This is a genomic window from Pseudogulbenkiania sp. AW2-16, assembly GCF_056824575.1.
Genome location: NZ_CP157668.1, coordinates 2,482,640 through 2,500,816, shown reverse-complemented (window position 1 = coordinate 2,500,816; position 18,177 = coordinate 2,482,640). Strand labels below are relative to the sequence as shown.

Annotated in this window: 14 protein-coding genes; 1 reads left to right on the top strand and 13 read right to left on the bottom strand. The window is 65.4% G+C overall.

Features of this window, described 5'->3' with window-relative positions; all coding sequences use genetic code 11:
* Positions 1-33 precede the first annotated feature (33 nt).
* The 12 genes from ABKF58_RS12205 to ABKF58_RS12150 form a co-directional block, all read right to left on the bottom strand.
* Positions 34-1,362 carry an MFS transporter gene (locus ABKF58_RS12205; protein ID WP_482580932.1) on the bottom strand — a complete coding sequence of 443 codons (1,329 nt, stop codon included), beginning with the start codon at positions 1,360-1,362 and terminating at the stop codon, positions 34-36.
* Between the two features lie 82 nt (positions 1,363-1,444).
* Entirely contained in the window at positions 1,445-2,197 is a 753-nt protein-coding gene (locus tag ABKF58_RS12200; RefSeq protein ID WP_482580930.1) for an SDR family NAD(P)-dependent oxidoreductase, read from the bottom strand.
* Positions 2,198-2,383: 186 nt separating this feature from the next.
* Entirely contained in the window at positions 2,384-3,274 is an 891-nt protein-coding gene (locus ABKF58_RS12195) for a LysR substrate-binding domain-containing protein (RefSeq protein WP_482580928.1), read from the bottom strand.
* 122 nt (positions 3,275-3,396) lie between these two features.
* On the bottom strand, positions 3,397-3,546 hold the full coding sequence (locus ABKF58_RS12190) for a hypothetical protein (RefSeq protein ID WP_236261557.1): 150 nt from the start codon (positions 3,544-3,546) through the stop codon (positions 3,397-3,399).
* 117 nt (positions 3,547-3,663) lie between these two features.
* Positions 3,664-4,404 (bottom strand): 4'-phosphopantetheinyl transferase family protein, encoded by a 741-nt coding sequence (locus ABKF58_RS12185; protein WP_482580926.1) that lies wholly within the window; start codon positions 4,402-4,404, stop codon positions 3,664-3,666.
* Positions 4,405-4,480: 76 nt separating this feature from the next.
* Entirely contained in the window at positions 4,481-5,722 is a 1,242-nt protein-coding gene (locus ABKF58_RS12180; RefSeq protein WP_482580924.1) for an NAD(P)-binding domain-containing protein, read from the bottom strand.
* Between the two features lie 53 nt (positions 5,723-5,775).
* A complete protein-coding gene (locus ABKF58_RS12175; protein ID WP_294866255.1) occupies positions 5,776-5,985 on the bottom strand; it encodes a YgaP family membrane protein in 210 nt (69 codons plus the stop codon).
* A gap of 68 nt (positions 5,986-6,053) precedes the next feature.
* Positions 6,054-7,478 (bottom strand): efflux transporter outer membrane subunit, encoded by a 1,425-nt coding sequence (locus ABKF58_RS12170; protein ID WP_482580923.1) that lies wholly within the window; start codon positions 7,476-7,478, stop codon positions 6,054-6,056.
* A 31-nt stretch (positions 7,479-7,509) separates the two neighbouring features.
* The gene (locus tag ABKF58_RS12165; protein ID WP_482580922.1) at positions 7,510-9,105 is read right to left on the bottom strand and encodes a DHA2 family efflux MFS transporter permease subunit; all 1,596 of its coding nucleotides are present in this window, start codon (positions 9,103-9,105) and stop codon (positions 7,510-7,512) included.
* Between the two features lie 8 nt (positions 9,106-9,113).
* Positions 9,114-10,247 carry an HlyD family secretion protein gene (locus ABKF58_RS12160; protein WP_482580920.1) on the bottom strand — a complete coding sequence of 378 codons (1,134 nt, stop codon included), beginning with the start codon at positions 10,245-10,247 and terminating at the stop codon, positions 9,114-9,116.
* A 145-nt stretch (positions 10,248-10,392) separates the two neighbouring features.
* Entirely contained in the window at positions 10,393-14,391 is a 3,999-nt protein-coding gene (locus ABKF58_RS12155; protein ID WP_482580918.1) for a non-ribosomal peptide synthetase, read from the bottom strand.
* 754 nt (positions 14,392-15,145) lie between these two features.
* Positions 15,146-16,729: an ABC transporter substrate-binding protein gene (locus ABKF58_RS12150; protein WP_482580917.1), complete on the bottom strand. Its 1,584-nt coding sequence runs from the start codon at positions 16,727-16,729 to the stop codon at positions 15,146-15,148.
* A 465-nt stretch (positions 16,730-17,194) separates the two neighbouring features.
* On the opposite strand from ABKF58_RS12150, the gene ABKF58_RS12145 reads away from it, so the two are divergent.
* Positions 17,195-17,674, top strand: coding sequence for a hypothetical protein (locus ABKF58_RS12145; protein WP_482580916.1), 480 nt, complete (start codon positions 17,195-17,197; stop codon positions 17,672-17,674).
* Positions 17,675-17,818: 144 nt separating this feature from the next.
* On the opposite strand, the gene ABKF58_RS12140 is transcribed toward ABKF58_RS12145, so the two are convergent.
* On the bottom strand, positions 17,819-18,046 hold the full coding sequence (locus ABKF58_RS12140) for a hypothetical protein (RefSeq protein ID WP_482580915.1): 228 nt from the start codon (positions 18,044-18,046) through the stop codon (positions 17,819-17,821).
* Positions 18,047-18,177: the final 131 nt, after the last annotated feature.

Here is an 18,177-nt window from a genome sequence, read left to right as displayed (position 1 = left end):
AGGCGGGCGAATGCCCGCCTTGGGTTCGAGTGATTAGCGGTTGACGGTCTTGGCAGGGACGCGGAACACCAAGGCCACACCGAAGAAGACGACCAGAGAGATAAACACCAGGCCCGCGGTGGAATGACCGGTCAGATCATTGAGCCAGCCGACGATGGCCGGCGAAAAGAAGCCCGCCAGGTTGGCGATGCAGTTGATGGCGGCAATGCCGGCGGCAGCGGATACGCCACCCAGCATGGCGCTCGGCAAGGCCCAGAACATCGAGGAGGCGGACAGGATCCCCGCGGCGGCCACGCTCAGGCAGGCAATCGAGGCGCTGACGGAAGACAGCTGAGGCAGCAGCAAGAACGCCGCGGCGGACAAGATCATGGGAACCGCCAGATGCAGGCGCCGCTCGCGGCGACGGTCCGCGCTCATGCCGATCAGCGGCAACGCGATGATGGTGCAGATGTACGGCAGCGCGGTGAGCACGCCGACCCAGAGCGGGTCTTGCACGCCGGCTTTCTTGACGATGGTGGGCAGCCAGAAGGTGAGCCCGTACTGGCCGAGCACGACACAGAAGTAGATGGCCGCCATCAGCCACAAGCGGCGGTCTTGCACAAAGGCGGCAATCGACAGGTGCTCGACCTTGTTCGCACCCTCGCTGGCGATATTGTGCTTGAGCAGCGCCTTTTCCTGATCGTTGAGCCACTTGGCCTCATCGATGCCGTTTTCCAGATAGAACAGGATCGCCACGCCGAGCACCAGGGACGGCAGCGCCTCCAGCATGAACAGCCATTTCCAGCCGGCCAAATCGTGATAGCCCTGGAAGGCTTGCATGATATAGCCGGACAAGGGGCCACCGACGATCCCCGCCAGCGGAATGGCCATGAAGAACATCGACAAGGCCTTGGCACGGCGCACCGACGGAAACCAGTAAGTCAGGTAAAGGATGACCCCTGGCGCAAAGCCCGCCTCGGCCATGCCGAGCAGGAAGCGCATGACGTAAAACGAGGTCGGGGTTTTGACAAACACGAAGCTTGCCGAGATCAACGCCCAGGTGAGCATGATGCGGGCGAGCCATTTGCGCGCCCCCACTCGATGCAAAATGATGTTGCTGGGCACCTCGAACAAGAAATAGCCCAGGAAGAAGATGCCGGCACCAAGGCCATAAATGGTCTCGCTGAACTTCAGGTCGTTGAGCATCTGCAGCTTGGCGAAGCCGACGTTGACGCGATCGAGATAGGCGCCCAGGTAACACAACATCAGGAACGGGATCAGCCGCCACTGCACCTTGGCGTACAGCCCGGCCTCGGCATCCGCCGATTGATGAGGCATCGTGATGCCGCCGGCGCTGGGCGCGACAATGCTTTTTGACTTCATGGTTTTCTCCTCCAGGGATGCTCCGGTTTCATTCCGGGCATAGCGGCCCGCCGTTCATGGCGACGGGCTCGTTATCGGTTTATTAGTGGATCAACATGCCGCCATTGACGTCGAGTGTCACCCCGGTCAGATAGGAAGAGAGATCGCTGATCAGATACAGGCAGGCATTGGCCACATCCTCGGCGTTGCCGAGCCGGTTGAGCGGGATGCCCTTGATGATCTCCGCGCGCATTTCCGGCGTGAGCTTGTCGCCGGTGATATCGGTCTGGATCAGCCCCGGAGTAATGGAGTTGACGCGCACGTTGTCGCCGCCGAGTTCGCGCGCCATCGCGCGCGCCAGGCCCAGCACGCCGGCCTTGGCGGCGCTGTAGTGCGGGCCGCCGAAGATGCCGCCGCCGCGCTGCGCGGACACCGACGACATGCAGACGATGCTGCCGCTGCTCTGCTTCTTCATGTGCGGGATCACGGCCTGCGACATGTAAAGGGAGCCGCGCAGATTCACATCGACCACGGCGTCGAAATTCTCCGCCGCGATGTCCATCACTCGCAGCGGCTGGGTAATGCCGGCATTGTTGATCAAGCCATCCACCCGGCCATACTTCTGCAGCACGGCCTCCACGGCCACCAGGCAGTCTTCCTTGCGGGTGACGTTGCAGGCGAGGCCGAGGTGGCCTTCGCCCAGGTCGCGCGCCGCCGCCACGGCATCCTCTTCGCGCAGGTCCAGAATCACAACGCGCGCACCGTTGGCGGCCAGCACTCTGGCGGTCGCCTTGCCGATGCCACGCGGAGAAGCCGCGCCAGTTACGATCACTACCTTGTTTTCGAGCAACATCATTGTCTCCAGGTGACTTTGTTGTGGCTCAACTTTGCATCCGGCAACGAAGAGGATCAACGCAGTCCCGTTCAACTATTGCTGAGAAATTTTCAGATGTGAAATCGGTTGTCGGATTTGCTCGCGACAGAAAACACGCCCCCGACCAGGAAGCGTGTTATGGCAGAAAAGAGCGGAAAAGGCGAAAGCTCAGATTTTTTTGGGGCCCAACTGCTTTTCAATCCACTCGATGAATCGGGCCACGCGGGGCAGATCGGCATTCTGCGGCGGACAAACCAGATGGTGTGCACCCACTTCGACGGCATAGTGTTCGTCAAACACGGGAACCAGGGTGCCGCGCTGCAGATGCACCGAGGCCAGCAGCGTGCTCTCCAGCGCGATGCCGATGCCCAGCGCGGCCGTCTCCAGCGACATGTAGGAGCGGTCGAATGAAAAGTCGAACGTGGTATGCGCCGCCGCTACGCCATGGCGGCCGAACCATTGTTGCCACTTCACTAACGGTGTCTCGGAAAAAATCAGGCGCTGGCCGAGCAAGTCCTCCGGCGTCTTGATCGGGTATTTCGCGAGGTAATCCTTCGAGGCCAGCGGAGTGATGTATTCATTGCGCAGCGTCCTGACTTCGACGTCTTTCCAGTATCCATAGCCATAACGGATATCGACGTCGTAATAGCCGCCCGTGAACGAGACATCCTCGTACGAGCAGGCCAGGTTCAACTGGATGTCGCCGTTCATCTCCTGAAACGAGGTCAGGCGCGGCAGCAGCCACATCAGCCCGAAGCTGGGACTGGAATGCACCCGCAGAATGTCGACCTCGCTCTGATTGGCCGCGCGTTCCGTGGCGCGGCTGAGATCGGCCAGCGACCCCGTTACCTCGGAGAGATACTGTTCACCGATGGGGGTCAGCACCAGGCCTCTTCCCATACGGGTAAACAGGGGGCGACCAATCTTCGATTCGAGGTTGGCAATCTGATGGCTCACGGCGGATGCCGTCAGGCCCAGCTCTTCGGCCGCGCGATTGACGCTTTTTGTTCTTGCAACGCTCTCGAACGCAATAATGCTTTTCAGCGGTGGGATACGCATAGGGCTTAACGGGGGCCTGAATGAGGCAATTTTTCGGTGAATGGCTCACTTTAGCGAACAAACCAGCGACTGGGTATCGCCAGACGAAGCCCTCTCCCCTTGGAACAACGCAACGGATGCCCTCAATAGCCACGATCCCGGATGAGACGATCGAGCGCATCCAGGGCGGCACGGGAACGCTTCGATCCGCGCTTGATTTCATAATTCATCAGCGCTTCCGCACGGGACACGTCGCCATGTACGGCGCGCAGCAGGCGGGCGTAGGCATCCAAATGCGGTTCGTTGGAGCGCCCCGGTTGGTAGGCCGAATGCCGGTAGGACGTTTCCCCTTCCCGCAAGCGCCGGCGCATGTTTCGGCAACCGCAGCGGAGGTTTCCGCCTCGCGGCAGCTAGACCGCGATGACGGCCACCACGCGGCCGCCCTCTTCCACGAAGCGGCCTTCGAGGACGGGCAGGCCGTTGCGCGTCGCGGGGTTGGACGCCGGCATGACGCGAAACGTCTGGCGGCCGGGCTCGAGCGGGGCAAGTTCGACGTCGAGAAAGCCCATAGGCCCGCTCAGCACCGGGTGCACGGCCTTGTAGTAGGCTTCCTTGGCCGAGAAGCGCAGCGTTGCTTCTGCCGCCGGCCGCCGGGCCGCCGCCAGCCAGCGGCGCTCGCGAGGTGTCAGGCAGGCATGGCGTACCGCCTCGCAGCCGGCCTCGTCGAGCAGCGGCTCCACGTCGATACCCAGCCAGCGGTAATCGCCCCGGTACGACAGCAGCACCAGCGCACCGTGCGCATCGTGAGTGATCGAGCCCAGCACGCCGGCCGGCCAGCAGGGTGCGCCGTCGGGCTGCCGGCCCACCGAGTGGTAGCGGCCGGTGAGCGCGAACAGCGCCGCTTCGGCGCACAGCCGTCCGGCCAGATGGGCCAGTTGGCAGGGGCGGATGGCATGCGCGCAGGCGGGCACCACGCCGGCCAGCGCCAGCCCGTCCAGCAGCGTATCCAGCCGCCGCAGCGACAGCTGGCGCAACACGGTTCCGGGCCAAGCCGGCACGGCTACGGGCTGCGGCCCGGCGAATAGCTGCTGCCCGATGCCCGGGCGCAGCCGCTCCAGGCGCAGGCTGACGGGGGTGTCATCGATCAGCATCGCCCCGCCCCCTTCGGCTCAAGCTTGCCGCGCAGCCCGTCGGCCGGGCCGCATGAGGCCCGGCCGACGGCGAGGCTCACGCGGCGCAGACCGGCTCGGCGCAGATACTCTGGACGATGTGAGCGGCGTCCTCTGCCACGCCGGCCAGGAGTCCCGATTTCTGCTTGTGCAGCCACGGCAGGCCGACGAAGTACAGCCCCGGCTGCGCGGTCCGGCCGCGCTGCTGGATGGGGTAGCCGTCCTCGTCGAAGATCGGGAATTTCACCAGACCGAAGTCGAAATCGTAGCCAATCGCCCAGATGATGGTGCGGATGCCGCTCGCCACAAGGTCGAGCTCGCGGAGCGCCTCCAGCGCATAGCCGTCCTGCCAGCGCGGCACGGCTTCGACCGGCGCCTCGATGCTGGCCTGGGCGATGTAGGCGTCGATGCCCTGCAGCATGTCGGCCTCGAACTTGTCGGCCTTGGCCAAGTTGTCGTGCAGGTCGCCGGCCAGCAGCGCCTTGCCGTCCTGCACGTCCTGCAGACGCCCCAGCAGGCGGATGCCATCGCGCGCGAACTGGTGCAGGTTGAGGCTGCCGCCGTCGGTCTTGCCGGCCATGTGCGGGTTGGCGGCGAACTTGGCCTTGGGGCTCGGCAACTGGTCGACGGTGCGGTCGGAAAAGCCCATCTGCGCCGCCCAGGCGAAGATGTCGCGGCCGCGATACGTGCGCGGAATGCGCCCCGCCCCGCTGGTGCACAGGTAGACCGGGAGGCCGCTCTGGTGCAGTTCCTGGGCGATCTGGCAGCCCGACTGCGAGCTGCCAACCACCAGGACGCCGCCCTCGGGCAGCTGGGCCGGGTTGCGGTAGTCGCCCGAATGCAGCTGGACGACGCCGGCCGGAACGTGTTCGGCCAACCTTGGGATACGCGGCGTCTGGAACAGCCCGGTGGCCACCACCACGTGGCGGGCCCGGTAGGTGGCGTCCGCAGTGCGCACCCAGAAGCCGCCCTCCGGGCAGGCGTCGACCGCGCTCACCCGGGTGTTGAGCCGCAGCGGCAGGTCGAACTTCCCGGCGTAACCGGCGAAGATGTCGACCACTTCATCGCGATGGAGAAAGCCGCCCGGCGCGTCGCCGCTGTACTCCGCTCCCGGCAGGCGGAACGCCCAGTTCGGAGTGACCAGCGTGAAGGAATCCCAGCGCCCGTCGCGCCAGGCCGAACCGGCCTGGTCGGATTGCTCGAGGATCAGGTGCTCGCGGCCCTGCTGCTTCAGGTAATAGCTGGTGGCGAGGCCGCCCTGCCCGCCGCCGATGATGATGGTGTCGATGGTTTGAATCATAGTGTGTTGCTCTGTATGAGGGTAACGGGCCGCATCGGCCCGGTAGCCGACGGTTATTTCTTGGCGTCCAGCTTGCGGCCGACGAGGGCGCAAGCCGGGCAGAAGCCGATGAAGCCGAAGAACAGGAAGGCGGCGGCGCTGGCGATGATCAGCGTGCGCAGCCAGCCCGCCAGTGGCAGAGACAGGGTCACGGCAATCACGACGATCCCGGCGAGGACGCGCAGCACCCGCTCCCAGAGCGGCAGATTTTTCTGATAGAACATGGTTTCACCCGTTAAAAAATAAACACAAGCAAGTAGTTTGGGTACGGATTCCTGTAGGGTGCCGCCGCTCAGTGCGTCGGCGCCGCCTCGTCTTGCCAGCCGCCGCCCAGCACGTACACCAGCTGGGTCGAGGCCAGCAGCCCCTTCAGCTGGTTGCGCCGGAACTTGAGCTCGGCCGTCGACAGGTCGCGCTCGGCCTGGGTCACTTCCAGGTAGTTGACCGCGCCCTTGTCATAGCGCGCCCTGGCCAGCAGGGACACGCGCCGCGCCGATTCCAGCGCCGCGTCGAGCAGCCCGGCCTGGGTGCGGCACGATTCCACCTCGGTCAGCGCATCGTCGACTTCGCGCAACGCGATCAACAGCTGCACCTTGTGGACGTTGAGCGCCTCCTGGTAGCGCGCGTCGGCGATTTTCTGGTTGGCGCGGATGCGGCCGCCGTCGAGAATCGGCAGCGAGATGGCCAGCGGCCCCAGGGTGAACTGGCGCGAATCGCTGTTGGTGAGGTTGCGCAGCTCCATCGAGGCGAAGCCGAAGTTGCCGGTGAGGGTGATCGACGGGTAGAACGCGGTGTCGGCGATTTCCTTCTGCGCCAGCAAGGCGCGGATGTTCTGCGCCGACTGCGCCAGGTCCGGGCGCTGGCGCAAGATGAACGCCGGCAGGCCGGGGCTGATCGCGGGCACATCCGGCAGACGGTAGGCCGCATCGCGCGGCACGCTGAATGCCGCCACCGGCTTGACCGTCAGCGTGGCCAGCTCGTGCTCGGCCAGGCTCAGGCGCTTGCGGGCGTCCTCGATCTCGACATCGGCATTCTTGAGTTCGAGGCGCGCCCGCGCCAGGTCGAGCTCGCTGCTCAGCCCGGCGTCGAAGCGTCCGGCCTGCACGCTCTCGGCCTCGGCACGCTGCTTGCGGATGTCGGTCAACAGCGTCAGATCGGATTCGGCCAGGCGGTACTGCCAGTAGGTGGTCGCCACCTCCCAGCTCAGCGTCTGCTCGACCATGCGGGCGAAGGCCTGCTCTGCCTCTACCCCGGCCTTGGCCGCCGCCACGGCGTAGCCGACCCGGTTCCACACGTCGATCTGCCAGGCGGCGTCGAAGCCGGCGGTGATCTTGTCGCCGCTGATGGTCTGATGGCCCAGGATCTGGCCCAGCGCGGTATTGGTCGAGGTGCGCGAATTGCTGAAGCCGACGCCGGCGTTCAGCTGCGGCAAGCGGTCGGCGTTGGCCAGCCGGGTCTGCGCCTCGGCGGCGATCTGGCGCAGGTGCGCCACCTGGGTATAGGGGTTGTCGCGCAGCGTGGTTTCCACCAGCTGGTTCAGGGTGGCGTCGTGGTACAGCCGCCACCACTGGCGCGGCAGGTCGTGCGCCGCGGGCGCGCCGGCGTGCTGGTAGCTCGCCGGCACCAGTTCCGTCGGCGCCGGCGGTTGCAGCGCCGGAGTGGCGCAGCCCGCCAGCAGCGAGGCCAGCGCCGTACAGATCATGGTTTTTTTCAACATGGTCTTTCTCTTGAATCGTTACGCCAGGCGGTCATTTGCCGCCGGCGACCACCCGGTCGGCCAGCCACATCACGGCAATCGAGGCCAACAGCACGCAGCCCAGAATGAAAAAGCTGTCGGTGTAGGCCAAGACGTAGGCTTCGCGGCGCACCAGGTGATCGAGGGCGGCAAGCGCCTGCTGCTGGGCGGCCACCGGGTCGCCGCTGCCCGCCAGGAACTGGCTGGTGAGCTGCCCCAGGCGCTCCTGCACGGCGTCGGAAAACAGCGATACCGACTCGCCGATACGCGCCGAGTGGAAGTGCTCGCGCCAGGTGATGGTAGTGGCCAGCACCGCGGTACCGACCGCGCCGCCGAGAATCCGTGACATGTTGTACAGGCCGGACGCCGACGACAGGTTGGCCGCCTCGATGCGGTGGATGGCAAAGTTGGACAGCGTCAGCACGATCAGCGGCTGGCCGAGCGCGCGCAGCACCTGCGAGAACACCAGCTGGTCGTAACCGGTGGTGGCGTCCATGGTGGCGTTCATGAAGCAGGAACCGGCGAACAGCAGCAGCCCGAGCGAGCAGATCACGCGGTTGTCGAAGCGCTTCGCGAACGCCGCGGCCAGCGGCATCATCACGATCTGCGGCAGCCCCATCCACATGATCACCTCGCCGATCTGCAGCGAGTTGTAACCGGCAATCTCGGACAGGAACAGTGGCAGCACGAAGGTCGAGCCGTACAGCCCCATGCCGGCCGCCGCGCCGACCAGCGACGACACGCCGAAGGTGCGGCGCGCGAACAGCGCGAGGTTGACGAAGGGTTTGCTGCGGGTCTGCAGCATGGCCACCCACGCCACGATGCCCAGCAGCGCCGCCAGCGCGCAGACGAGGATCAGTTCGGACGCGAACCAGTCCTTGCTGTTGCCTTCTTCGAGGAACACGATCAGCGACCCCAGCCCGACCGTCATCGCCGTGATCGCCAGCCAGTCGGCCTCGCGCAACAGCTTCAACTGCAGCGGCTCGCGCTTGAGGCCGTAGGCCAGCCCGGCCAGCATCAGCACGCCCGGCGCCCAGTTGATGAAGAAGATCGACGGCCAGCCGTAGAAGTTGGTCAGCACACCGCCCAGCGTCGGGCCGAAGGCGGGCGCCATGGTGCTCGACAGCATCAGCCACGCCAGCCCGATGGTGCGCTTGGAGGGCGGCAGCCGGGTCAGGATCAGCGTCATCGCCGTCGGGATCAGGGCGCCACCGGTGAAGCCCTGCAGTGCGCGGAACACGATCATCGACGGCAGGTTCCAGGCGTAGCCGCACAGCGTGGAAAACACCAGGAACAGCACGACATTGCCAAGCATGTAGACGCGCGCGCCGAATACCCGCACGAAGAAGGCGGTGAGCGGAATCACCACCACTTCGGCCGCCAGGTAAGAGGTGGTCATCCACGACCCCTCCTCCACCGTGGCCGACAGCGCGCCGCGAATCTCGCGTAGCGACGCGTTGGTGACCTGGATGTCCAGGATCGCCATGAACACCCCGAGAATGGCGGCGAAAATGGCGATCCAGGTGCGCGTGTCGACCGCCGGCTCGGGCAACGGCAGCACGGCGGCGGGCTGCGTCATGGGCCGAACGGCGGCAGTTTTTTCAGCCATGGCCGCCATCAGCGCACCGTGCCGGCTGGGGCGCCCTGACGCAGGTCGACTTCCACCAGCGCCGACATGCCGGGCGCCAGACGCCCGCCCATCGCCTTGACGTCGTTGGGATCGAGCAGCACTTTCACCGGGATGCGCTGCACGATCTTGGTGAAGTTGCCGGTGGCATTATCCGGCGGCAGCAGCGCGAACTGCGCGCCCGACGCCGGCGCGAAACTGTCAACCTTGCCGCTGAACGCCTGCCCCGGGAAGGCGTCGATCTTCACCGTCGCCTGCTGGCCGGGGTACAGGCCGTGCAGCTGGGTTTCCTTGAAGTTGGCGTTCACCCAGACACCGTCCTGGACGATCGCCAGCAACTGCTGGCCGGCCTGCACCCGCGTGCCCACCTCCACGCTCTTCTTGCCGATGCGACCGTCGACCGGGGCGACGATGCGGGTGTACTTGAGCTGGAGTTCGGCGTCGCGCAGCTGGGCGGCGAGCACCTTTTTCTGCGCCAGGGCGGCGGCGCGGGCGGCTTCCACCGATCCGCTCTTGGCGCTGGCGGCCTTGGCCTGGAACTGCTGCGCCTGCGCCTCGGCTGCGGCGCTGTCGCGCGCGGCGATGGCGCCTTCCAGCTCGGACTTCGACACCGACTTGAGCTGCACGTCGTGCAGTGCGCTCACCCGCCCGGCTTCGGCGTCGTTGCGCTGGAACTGCGCCGCGGCGCGCGCCACCAAGGCCTGCGCGGCCTGCGCTTCGGCGCGGGCCTGTTCCAGCTGTTCGGCGATCTGGCGCACCTGCTCGTCGGTCTGGGCGATCTGCGCCTTGATCTGGGCGATCTTCACTTCCTGGTCGGCCGCATCCAGTTCGAGCAAGGGGTCGCCGGCGCGTACCAGCTGGTTGTCGCTCACCAGCACCTTGTGCACCACCCCGGCAATGCGCGGCGAGATGGTGCTGACGTGGCCGGCCAGGTAGGCGTTGTCGGTTTCTTCGAAGTAATGGCTGCGCCACCACATGCGGCCGGCCACCGCCGCCGTCGCCAGCAGGATCAGGGCCAGAATCAGGCGCCCCTTGCGAGCGCCGCGGCCGGAAGCCGCGGCTTGGGACGGGACATGTCCCGTTGACAAGGGCGAGCCGGGAGAAAGCTCAGTTTTGTTGGTCATGCAACAACTCCGTAGGGTATCCGGTGGGCCGCCCACCAGAGCGGCGGGCAGCCGTGTCCGGCACGGTCACACCCCGGCGCCGCCAGTGGCGGGCGCCGGGATTGAGCGGCAGGGTTCGTATCGCGTGGTTTATCGGGAGGCGTGCTCAGCGCAGCGGTTGTTCGGCCAACGTTTGGTCCGATCCGCTGCCCTGGCGCAACACGTGCGCCACGATCGCGCGCAGCGCCTCGCCCTGAACGATGGAGAAGTGATCCTCGTCCATCGCCACCACCTCCAGGTGGCCGCCATCCGGCATGGCGAAGGGGGTCAGCAGCGGGAACTGCTGCTTGCGGGTGGCGCGGAACAGGCGCGTCGGCGTGCTGATCGCGTGCGGCGCATGGCGTACCAGGGCGTTGTAGTTGGCCTGGTATTCGCCGAGCAGCGTGACGAACTCCGGCAGCGAGAGCTGGCCTGCGCTCGTCACGGTGTCGCGCAGCAGGGCCAGGGCGGCCTCGGGCTGCAGGCGCGCGTCCAGGGTTTCGATGGCGGCAAAGGCCTCCGGCACCGGGGTGCTGCCCAGAAGATCGCGCACGAAGTTGCGCAGCAGCGCGTAGCCTTCCAGACGGCTGGCGGTGCGGCTGTCGGCCGATTGACAGCTGTCGATCAGGGTCAGGCCGAGCGGGGCGATGCCGCTGGCTTCCAGCTGGCGCGTCATTTCCTGGGCGATGACACCGCCCATCGACCACCCCAGCAGATGCAGCGGCCGCCACGCTCCAAGCTGGCCGGACAGCGCCTCGATGTAGCACGCGGCCAGTTCGTCGACCTCGCGCTCGCTACCGTCGCCCGGCGACTGCAGCGCCAGCACGGCCATGCCGTCCGGCACCAGCGCGGTCAGTTCGCGGTAGCACAGCACGTTACCGCCCACCGGGTGCACCACCACCAGCGTGCTCTCGCTGCCGTCGCGCAGCACGACCAGCGGACTGCGCCCGGACGAAGCCGCCGCGTCCTGCGCCAACAGCTCTGCCTGGGCGGCGATGGTGCCGTGGCGCAGCAGGGACGCCAGCGGCAGGCTCTTGCCGAACTCGGCGGCGATGGCGTTGAGCAGGCGCACCGCCAACAGCGAGGTGCCGCCCTGCTCGAAGAAATTGTCGTCGATGCCCGGCGCGTCGATGTTGAGCAGTGTCTGCCAGATGCCGGCCAGGCGCTGTTCGTCTGCGTTGCGCGGCGCGCGCTTCTCGCGTTCGGCCGGCGGCAGCGCGGCGGCGATGTCGGCCAGCGCCTTGCGGTTGACCTTGCCGTTGGCGGTCACCGGAATCTGCTCCAGAGCGATGAACTGCGCCGGCACCATGTAGTCGGGCAGCGTGCGCGCCAGATGCTCGCGCAGCGCCGCCTCGCCGACCTCTTCGTGTTCCGGCACGTACAGCGTCACCAGCTGACGCTCCTGGTTGTGGCCCTGGCGCACGATGGTGGCGGCGCTGCGCACGCCCGGACAGCGGTCGAGCACGGCGTCGATTTCGCCCAGCTCGATGCGGAAGCCGCGGATTTTCACCTGGTCGTCGTTGCGACCGAGGAACTCGAGGTAGCCGCTGTCGTGGTAACGCCCCATGTCGCCGGTGCGGTACAGCCGCTCGCCGGTTTGCGGATGGGTGATGAAGCTGGCGGCGGTGCGTTCCGGGTCGTTGTAGTAGCCCTTGGCCACGCCGATGCCGCCGATGTACAGCTCGCCCGGCACCCCGATCGGCGCATGGCGCAGGTCGCGGGTCAGCACGTGGAAGTGCTGGTTGGCCAGCGGCCAGCCGTAGGGAATGCTCTTCCAGCTCGGATCGACGCGGTCGATCATGAAATAGTTGGACCAGATCGACGCCTCGGTGGCGCCGCCCATGCCGATCAGCACGGTGTGCGGCAGCTGCGCAGCCAGGCGCCCCGGCAGGCTGACCGGAATCCAGTCGCCGCTGAGCATCACCAGGCGCAGCGACGCCAGATCGCTGGCCGCGCGCGCGCCCAGGTACTCGATCTGCATCTCCAGCAGCGCCGGCACGGTGTTCCATACCGACACCTGGTGCTCGCGCACCATGCGCGCCCAGTCGTCCGGCGACGGGGTTTCGCTGTACGGCGGCAACACCAGCGCGGCGCCGCTGCCCAGGCTGGCGAAGATGTCGTACACCGACAGGTCGAAGTTGAACGCCGAGATGCCGATCACGCGGTCTTCCGGCGTCAGGCCGAAACGGTCGGTGATGTCCTGGATGGTGTTGACCGCGCCGCGGTGGTCGATCATCACGCCCTTGGGCTGACCGGTGGAACCGGAAGTGAAGATCACGTAGGCCAGGTCCAGCTCGTCCTGCACCGATGCCAGTTCCATCGCCGGGCCGGGCTCGCCGTCGGGCAGCACGTCTTCCAGAATCAGCATGGTGACGCCGGCCGGCAGCTCGAAGCCGTCGGCCAGGTCGCGTTCGACCAGCGCCACCTTCACGCCCTGTTGGCCGGTCAGCCAGGCCTTGCGCTCGGCCGGCAGTTCGCTGGACACCGGCAGGTAGGCACCGCCGGCCTGCACCGTGGCCATCGCCGCCGATACCTGGCGCCAGCCGCGCCTCGCGACGATGGCCACCAGGTCGTTTCGGCCAACGTTGTTGTCGCGCAGCTGGGCGGCCAGGCGGGTGGTCAGGCGCCACAGCTCGTCGTACGACAGGGTACGCGCATCGCTGATGATGGCCGCGCGCTGCGGATGCTGACGACAGGCGGCGGCGAAGAAGTCGTGCAGCAGGCCGGTCGGCAGCGGTTTTGCCGAGGCGTTGGCGGCCTGGCGCGCGGCCAGGTTCCGCTGCGGCACGCACGGCAATTGCGGGGTGTCGGCGGAGCTGCCGTTGATCAGATCCAGCAGCTGATCACCGAAGGACTGGAACATGTCCTCCACCACGCCCGGTTGGAAGGCCTCGACCACGTAGTCCCAGTTCAGGGTCAGCTGCTCGCCGTCCATGTACACCTGGCAGTCGAGCAGCACCTGCGGGGTTTGCAGACCGCCGGCGCGGATTTCCCAGCCCAGGTCGACCGGGCTCAGCAGCTCGCCCATCGGCAGGCCCAGCGAGCTCGCGAACACCACCGGCATGGCCGGCACGACGCTGCCGCTGCGGCCCATGGCGCGGATCACCTCGACGCCGGAGACCTGCATGTGTTTTAGGTCGCGGAACATCTTGCGCTGCAGCGCGCGGGCGCGCTCGCGCAGGCCGCCCTCCACCTCCACCGCCTCGACCGGCATGGTGCTGCCGAAGTTGCCGAACACGTGGGCAAAGCGGTCGTCGTCGTTCGGCCGGTGGGTCGCCAGCATGTTGATGATGAACGCGGCGTTTTTCGACCACAGCCGCAGCACGTCGGCGTACATCGTGCACAACAGGCTGTTGACGCTGACGCCGCAGCGGCGCGCCTGCTCGTACAGCGCCTCGACCTGGCGGGCGTTGAGGCTGATGCGGATGCGGCGGAACTCCGACTTCTCCGGAATCGCGTCGTGATCGACCAGCGGCAGCTCCGGCGCGTTGGGCAGTTCCTTGGCGCGTTCCTGCCAGTACTGCAGCGAACGCTGATAGCCCAGCGTGCGCGTCTGCTGGCGGCGCAGCTGGACGAAATCGGCAAAGCTCGCCTCTTGCGGCTGGGGAGCGGGACGCCCGAGGTAGACGCCGCACATATCGTTCAGGAACAGCCACATCGACATCGCGTCGAAGGCGATCAGGCGGAACAGGAAGTGGACGTAGTAGCCGTCGGCCACCTGGTCGATGAAACAGGAAAACTGCAGACCGCGCCCAAACGGCAGCAGCTCGGACTCCAGCGTGGCCTTGCGCTCGGCCAGGTAGGTCCTGGCCCCGTCCGGCGATACATGGCGGTAATCGTTGAGCGGCAGCGCGATGCGCTCCGGCGGCGGCAACGGGCGCTGGGTGCCGTCGCTCAGGATTTCGACCGTGAGCGAGGGCTGCGAGCGCACCACCGCGAGAATCGATCGCTCCAGCAAGGGAACGTCCAGTGTCGCGGTGAAAAAGCAGCGATGCAGGAAGGCCGGCGTATGCAGGCGGTAGGCATCCTGCTCACCGAGCCAGTAGGCGTGCTGCAGTTCGGTCAGGGGAAATGCGGAAACAGGGGAGTGACAGGTATCGGGCTGATGGTCTGGCAGGTGTGTCATGACTTAAGCGATTCCGGGTGGGCTGGTTTATTCAGTATGCATTTTGTAAGTTACAGCCAATGTATTTGCCATTATTTGCTTGTAACACTTATAAGCCGGCGCCGGATTATGCCATCCTTATGAAGCTTGATCTAGCTCAACCTATAACATTTCAACATCTAGTATCACCGCGATGCCGGACGCCCGATCCGGCTATCGCCCCAGCGCCAGGGACTGCCGGGTACCATGGCGTGTGGCAACGCAGCGGGGCTGCCTCCAATCGCCCGGCATTGTGCCTCTCCGGCAAAACGACGGTCTTCGACGGAAGCGACACGTAAGCGTCATTGCCCGCCACCGCCGACCATCGCCCCACCCTACCTCGAGAGCAGGTGGGTTTCATGACACGGCCCACCAACGGATGGCGCGCGGCGGCTTACGAGCAGAGGTGGCCGACAACGGGAGGATGAAAACGGATGCAGATAGCGGCCGCAGTAGCGGCCGGCCTAGCGATTGCCGCCGGCTTGGACCTGGGTGTTGGGAGGAAAAGGTCTGCCTGGGGGCGGGATCAGCGGCCGGCGTGACGCGCCGGCGCTGGGCGTGGAGGTCCTGTTGCCACCTCCGAGGTCGGGGCGTTCGCCCAAGCGTTGTCGCCCTCGGAAGCCACGGCCGAAGGCGCATGAGAAAGCCCGCCACCGTGGCGGGCCGGAGCAGAATGAAGCGGGTGTGACCCGCCGCGCCGGCGGCGGGTACGGCGCGCGGCGCGTCGTGGCCGGGGTTATTTGAGGTAGACGTCCTCGAAGTCGAACGAGCCATTGGGGTTCATCACGAAGCCCTCCACGTCGTTGCGCAGCGGAATGTAGATCTTGGAGTGGGCGACGGTGATCCACGGCCGTTCACGCTTGAAGATTTCCTGCGCCTTGAGGTAGTAGGCGCTGCGCTGGCGCTGGTCACTGGTCTGGCGCGCTTTCAACAGCAGCTCGTCGAACTCCTTGTTGCAGAAGCGCTGGCCATTCTTGCTGACGCTGCACGACAGCGTGCCCCACAAAAAGTCATCCGGGTCGCCGGCGTCGCTGGTCCAGCCGCTCATGTAGACATCGTGCTCACCCTGCGCGGCGCGCTTCAGGTACTCGCCCCACTCGAAGCTCTGGATGGTCGTCTTCACCCCGATCTTGGCCCAATCCTGCTGGATCATCTGCGCCATCAGCTTGCCGTTGGGATTGGTCGGCCGCTGCACCGGCAGCGCCCACAGCGTGATGGCGAAGCCGTCCGGATAGCCGGCCTTGGCCAGCAGTTGCCGCGCCTTCGCCGGGTTGTACTCGTTCCGGTTCTTGCCGTTCCAGCTCCACACCGACGGCGGGAACGGGTTGATCGCCTGGATGGCCCCGCCCTTGGGGAACATCACTCGGAACAGCGCATCACGGTCGATGGCGATGTCGAGCGCCACGCGCACATCGCGATTGGCCAGTTGCGGCCGCTGGAGGTTGTAGGCGAGGTAGGAGATGTTCATCGCCCCGGTGGAGGTGACCTTCACCCCCGGCGCGCCGTTGAGGCCGTCCAGGTCGGCCTCGCGCACCGCCGCCGCCACCTGGCACTCGTTGCTCTTCAGCTTCTGCAGCCGCACCTGCGGGTCGGTGACGATGGCAAACACCAGGCTCTGGGTTTTCTGTTTCTTGCCCCAGTAGCCGGGGTTGGCGGCATAGCGTACCGCCGCGTCCTTGGCATAGCCCTTGAACAGGAAGGGGCCGGTGCCGATCGGCTTCAGGTTGATGTCGGCGGCTCGCCCTTCGGCCAACAGCTTGGCGCCATACTCGGCCGACTGCATGCCGGCAAACCCCATCGCCAGGAAATTGACAAAGGTCGAGTTGCGCTCCTTCAGCCGCAGCGTGACGGTGTAAGGGTCGACCTTCTTCACCGCGGCCACGCTCTGCGCGATACCGTTGGCGTTGGGGCCCAGCAGCTGGGTTCGGAACGCCTTGTTGAACGGCGCCTCCGGATTGATCCAGCGGGTGATGGTGAACACCACGTCGTCGGCGTTGAAGTCGCGGCTGGGCTGGAAGTAGTCGGTGCGGTGGAACTTGACGCCGCGGCGCAGGTGGAAGGTGTACTCCAGACCATCGTCCGACACCTCCCAGCCGGTTGCCAGGGCCGGCTGCAGCGCCGTGCCGCCGTGCTTGAATCGCACCAGGCCCTGGAAAATCTGCCGCGTGACGTTATAGGTCAAGGCGCTGTCCCACAACGCCGGATCGAAACCCTCGGGTGCCGCTTCGGCACAGAACACCAGCGGTTTGGCCGCCATGGCCATGGGGGCGGCCATGCTGACAGCACACGCTGCCATCAGGGTGGCAAAGCGACGCTTCATCCGATTTCTCCTTATGTTTTCTTGGTGGCCACTGGTCGCCGCTGAATCGATTTGCGGAAAGCCATCGCCAGGCCCAATGAATGGTGGTCAGTCCGGCATAGCCTCGAATCCGGCTCGTGCGTCACAGCGAGCTTAACAGCCTTGGTCTTCACCGCGTAATCCCCTACCCTCGCCGCCCGCCAACCGAAGCGCCCCCGCCGCAAGCGTTTCATGGATAGACGGTACGCACCGCATACCGATTGGAACCCGTGCACGCAGAGGGAATGGATGTGGGCATGTAACGCTCCTGTTTTTGTCCGATCCTAACGCAAGAGCAGCCGCAGCTCACTTACTCGACATGCCATACGTCGACAGGCCTTACCGGGCGCGACATGGCACCCCTGCCATGTTGATTTTCCGAGGTTGACAAGGACGGGAGCGGCAAATAAAAGTTTTAAGGAGCAACCGATTTGACGAGGAGGAGGCATGAACAACTGGAGAAGGAACTGCCGTTGGTTTGTTGCCGCCTGCGGGCTGGGCCTGAGCACAGCGCTTTGGGCGCAGACTGACGTGTCGGCAGAGACACCGCCTGCCTCGAAGGAGGTCGCCGAATCCGCCACGCTGGTGGTCATGAACATCAGTGGCCCGACCCTGGTGTCCAACAACCAGGATATTACTGACAACGGATCTGAAATCGCCAGTCTGCCACGCCTCACCTACAAAACCCTGCCGATCGGAGCAGGCCATCACGAATTCCGATTCAAGGCCTTCCCACAAGGGAAACGGGTCGCCACGTTGGAAGCCGAATCGGGCAAAACTTACTACCTGGTGGTGGGTTACAGCCCGGGACGCTCCTGGGCATTCCCTTTCGCGGGGGACCCGATGACGATCAAGATCGTCGGACAGGACGAGGCATTCACCTTGATGAAGGAGATGAAACCCAGCCAACCCGAAGCCGCGCCATGACCCGGCTCACCTGGCGTGTCTGAGGGACTGAATTTCCCCTCCTTGCAAGGAAAAAGGCCGAGCCGGGTGGCTCAGCCTTTTGACAACTCACGGCCCGATCATCGAGCCTGGAGACAGGCAGCGGGGGCTGACGCCCCACGAAACTTAACGACTGGCCTGGTTCTCTTTGACCCAACGTGCGGACCAATAGGCATTCTGCTGACTGAGGCGGGCTTGCTCGGCCGGCGGCAGCTGGGCATAGCTGGCCTTGATTTTACCCTGTTCCGCCTGCCAGGCCTGAACCTGGGCGTCCGTGGGCGCAACGTAGCTGTCCTTGGCGAAAACCGAGCAGGCCACCAGCAGCCCGGCAACAACGAATGCAACTTTTTTCATATGAACTCCGATGTGTTAATAAGCCAGGAGGGAAATCCCCCCTTTGCAAATTTCATATGCAAAATTTATCGCTTCGGAGAATTCAGAAAAACCATGCTATGAGAAAGAATTTGTTTACTATCGGTAAACAA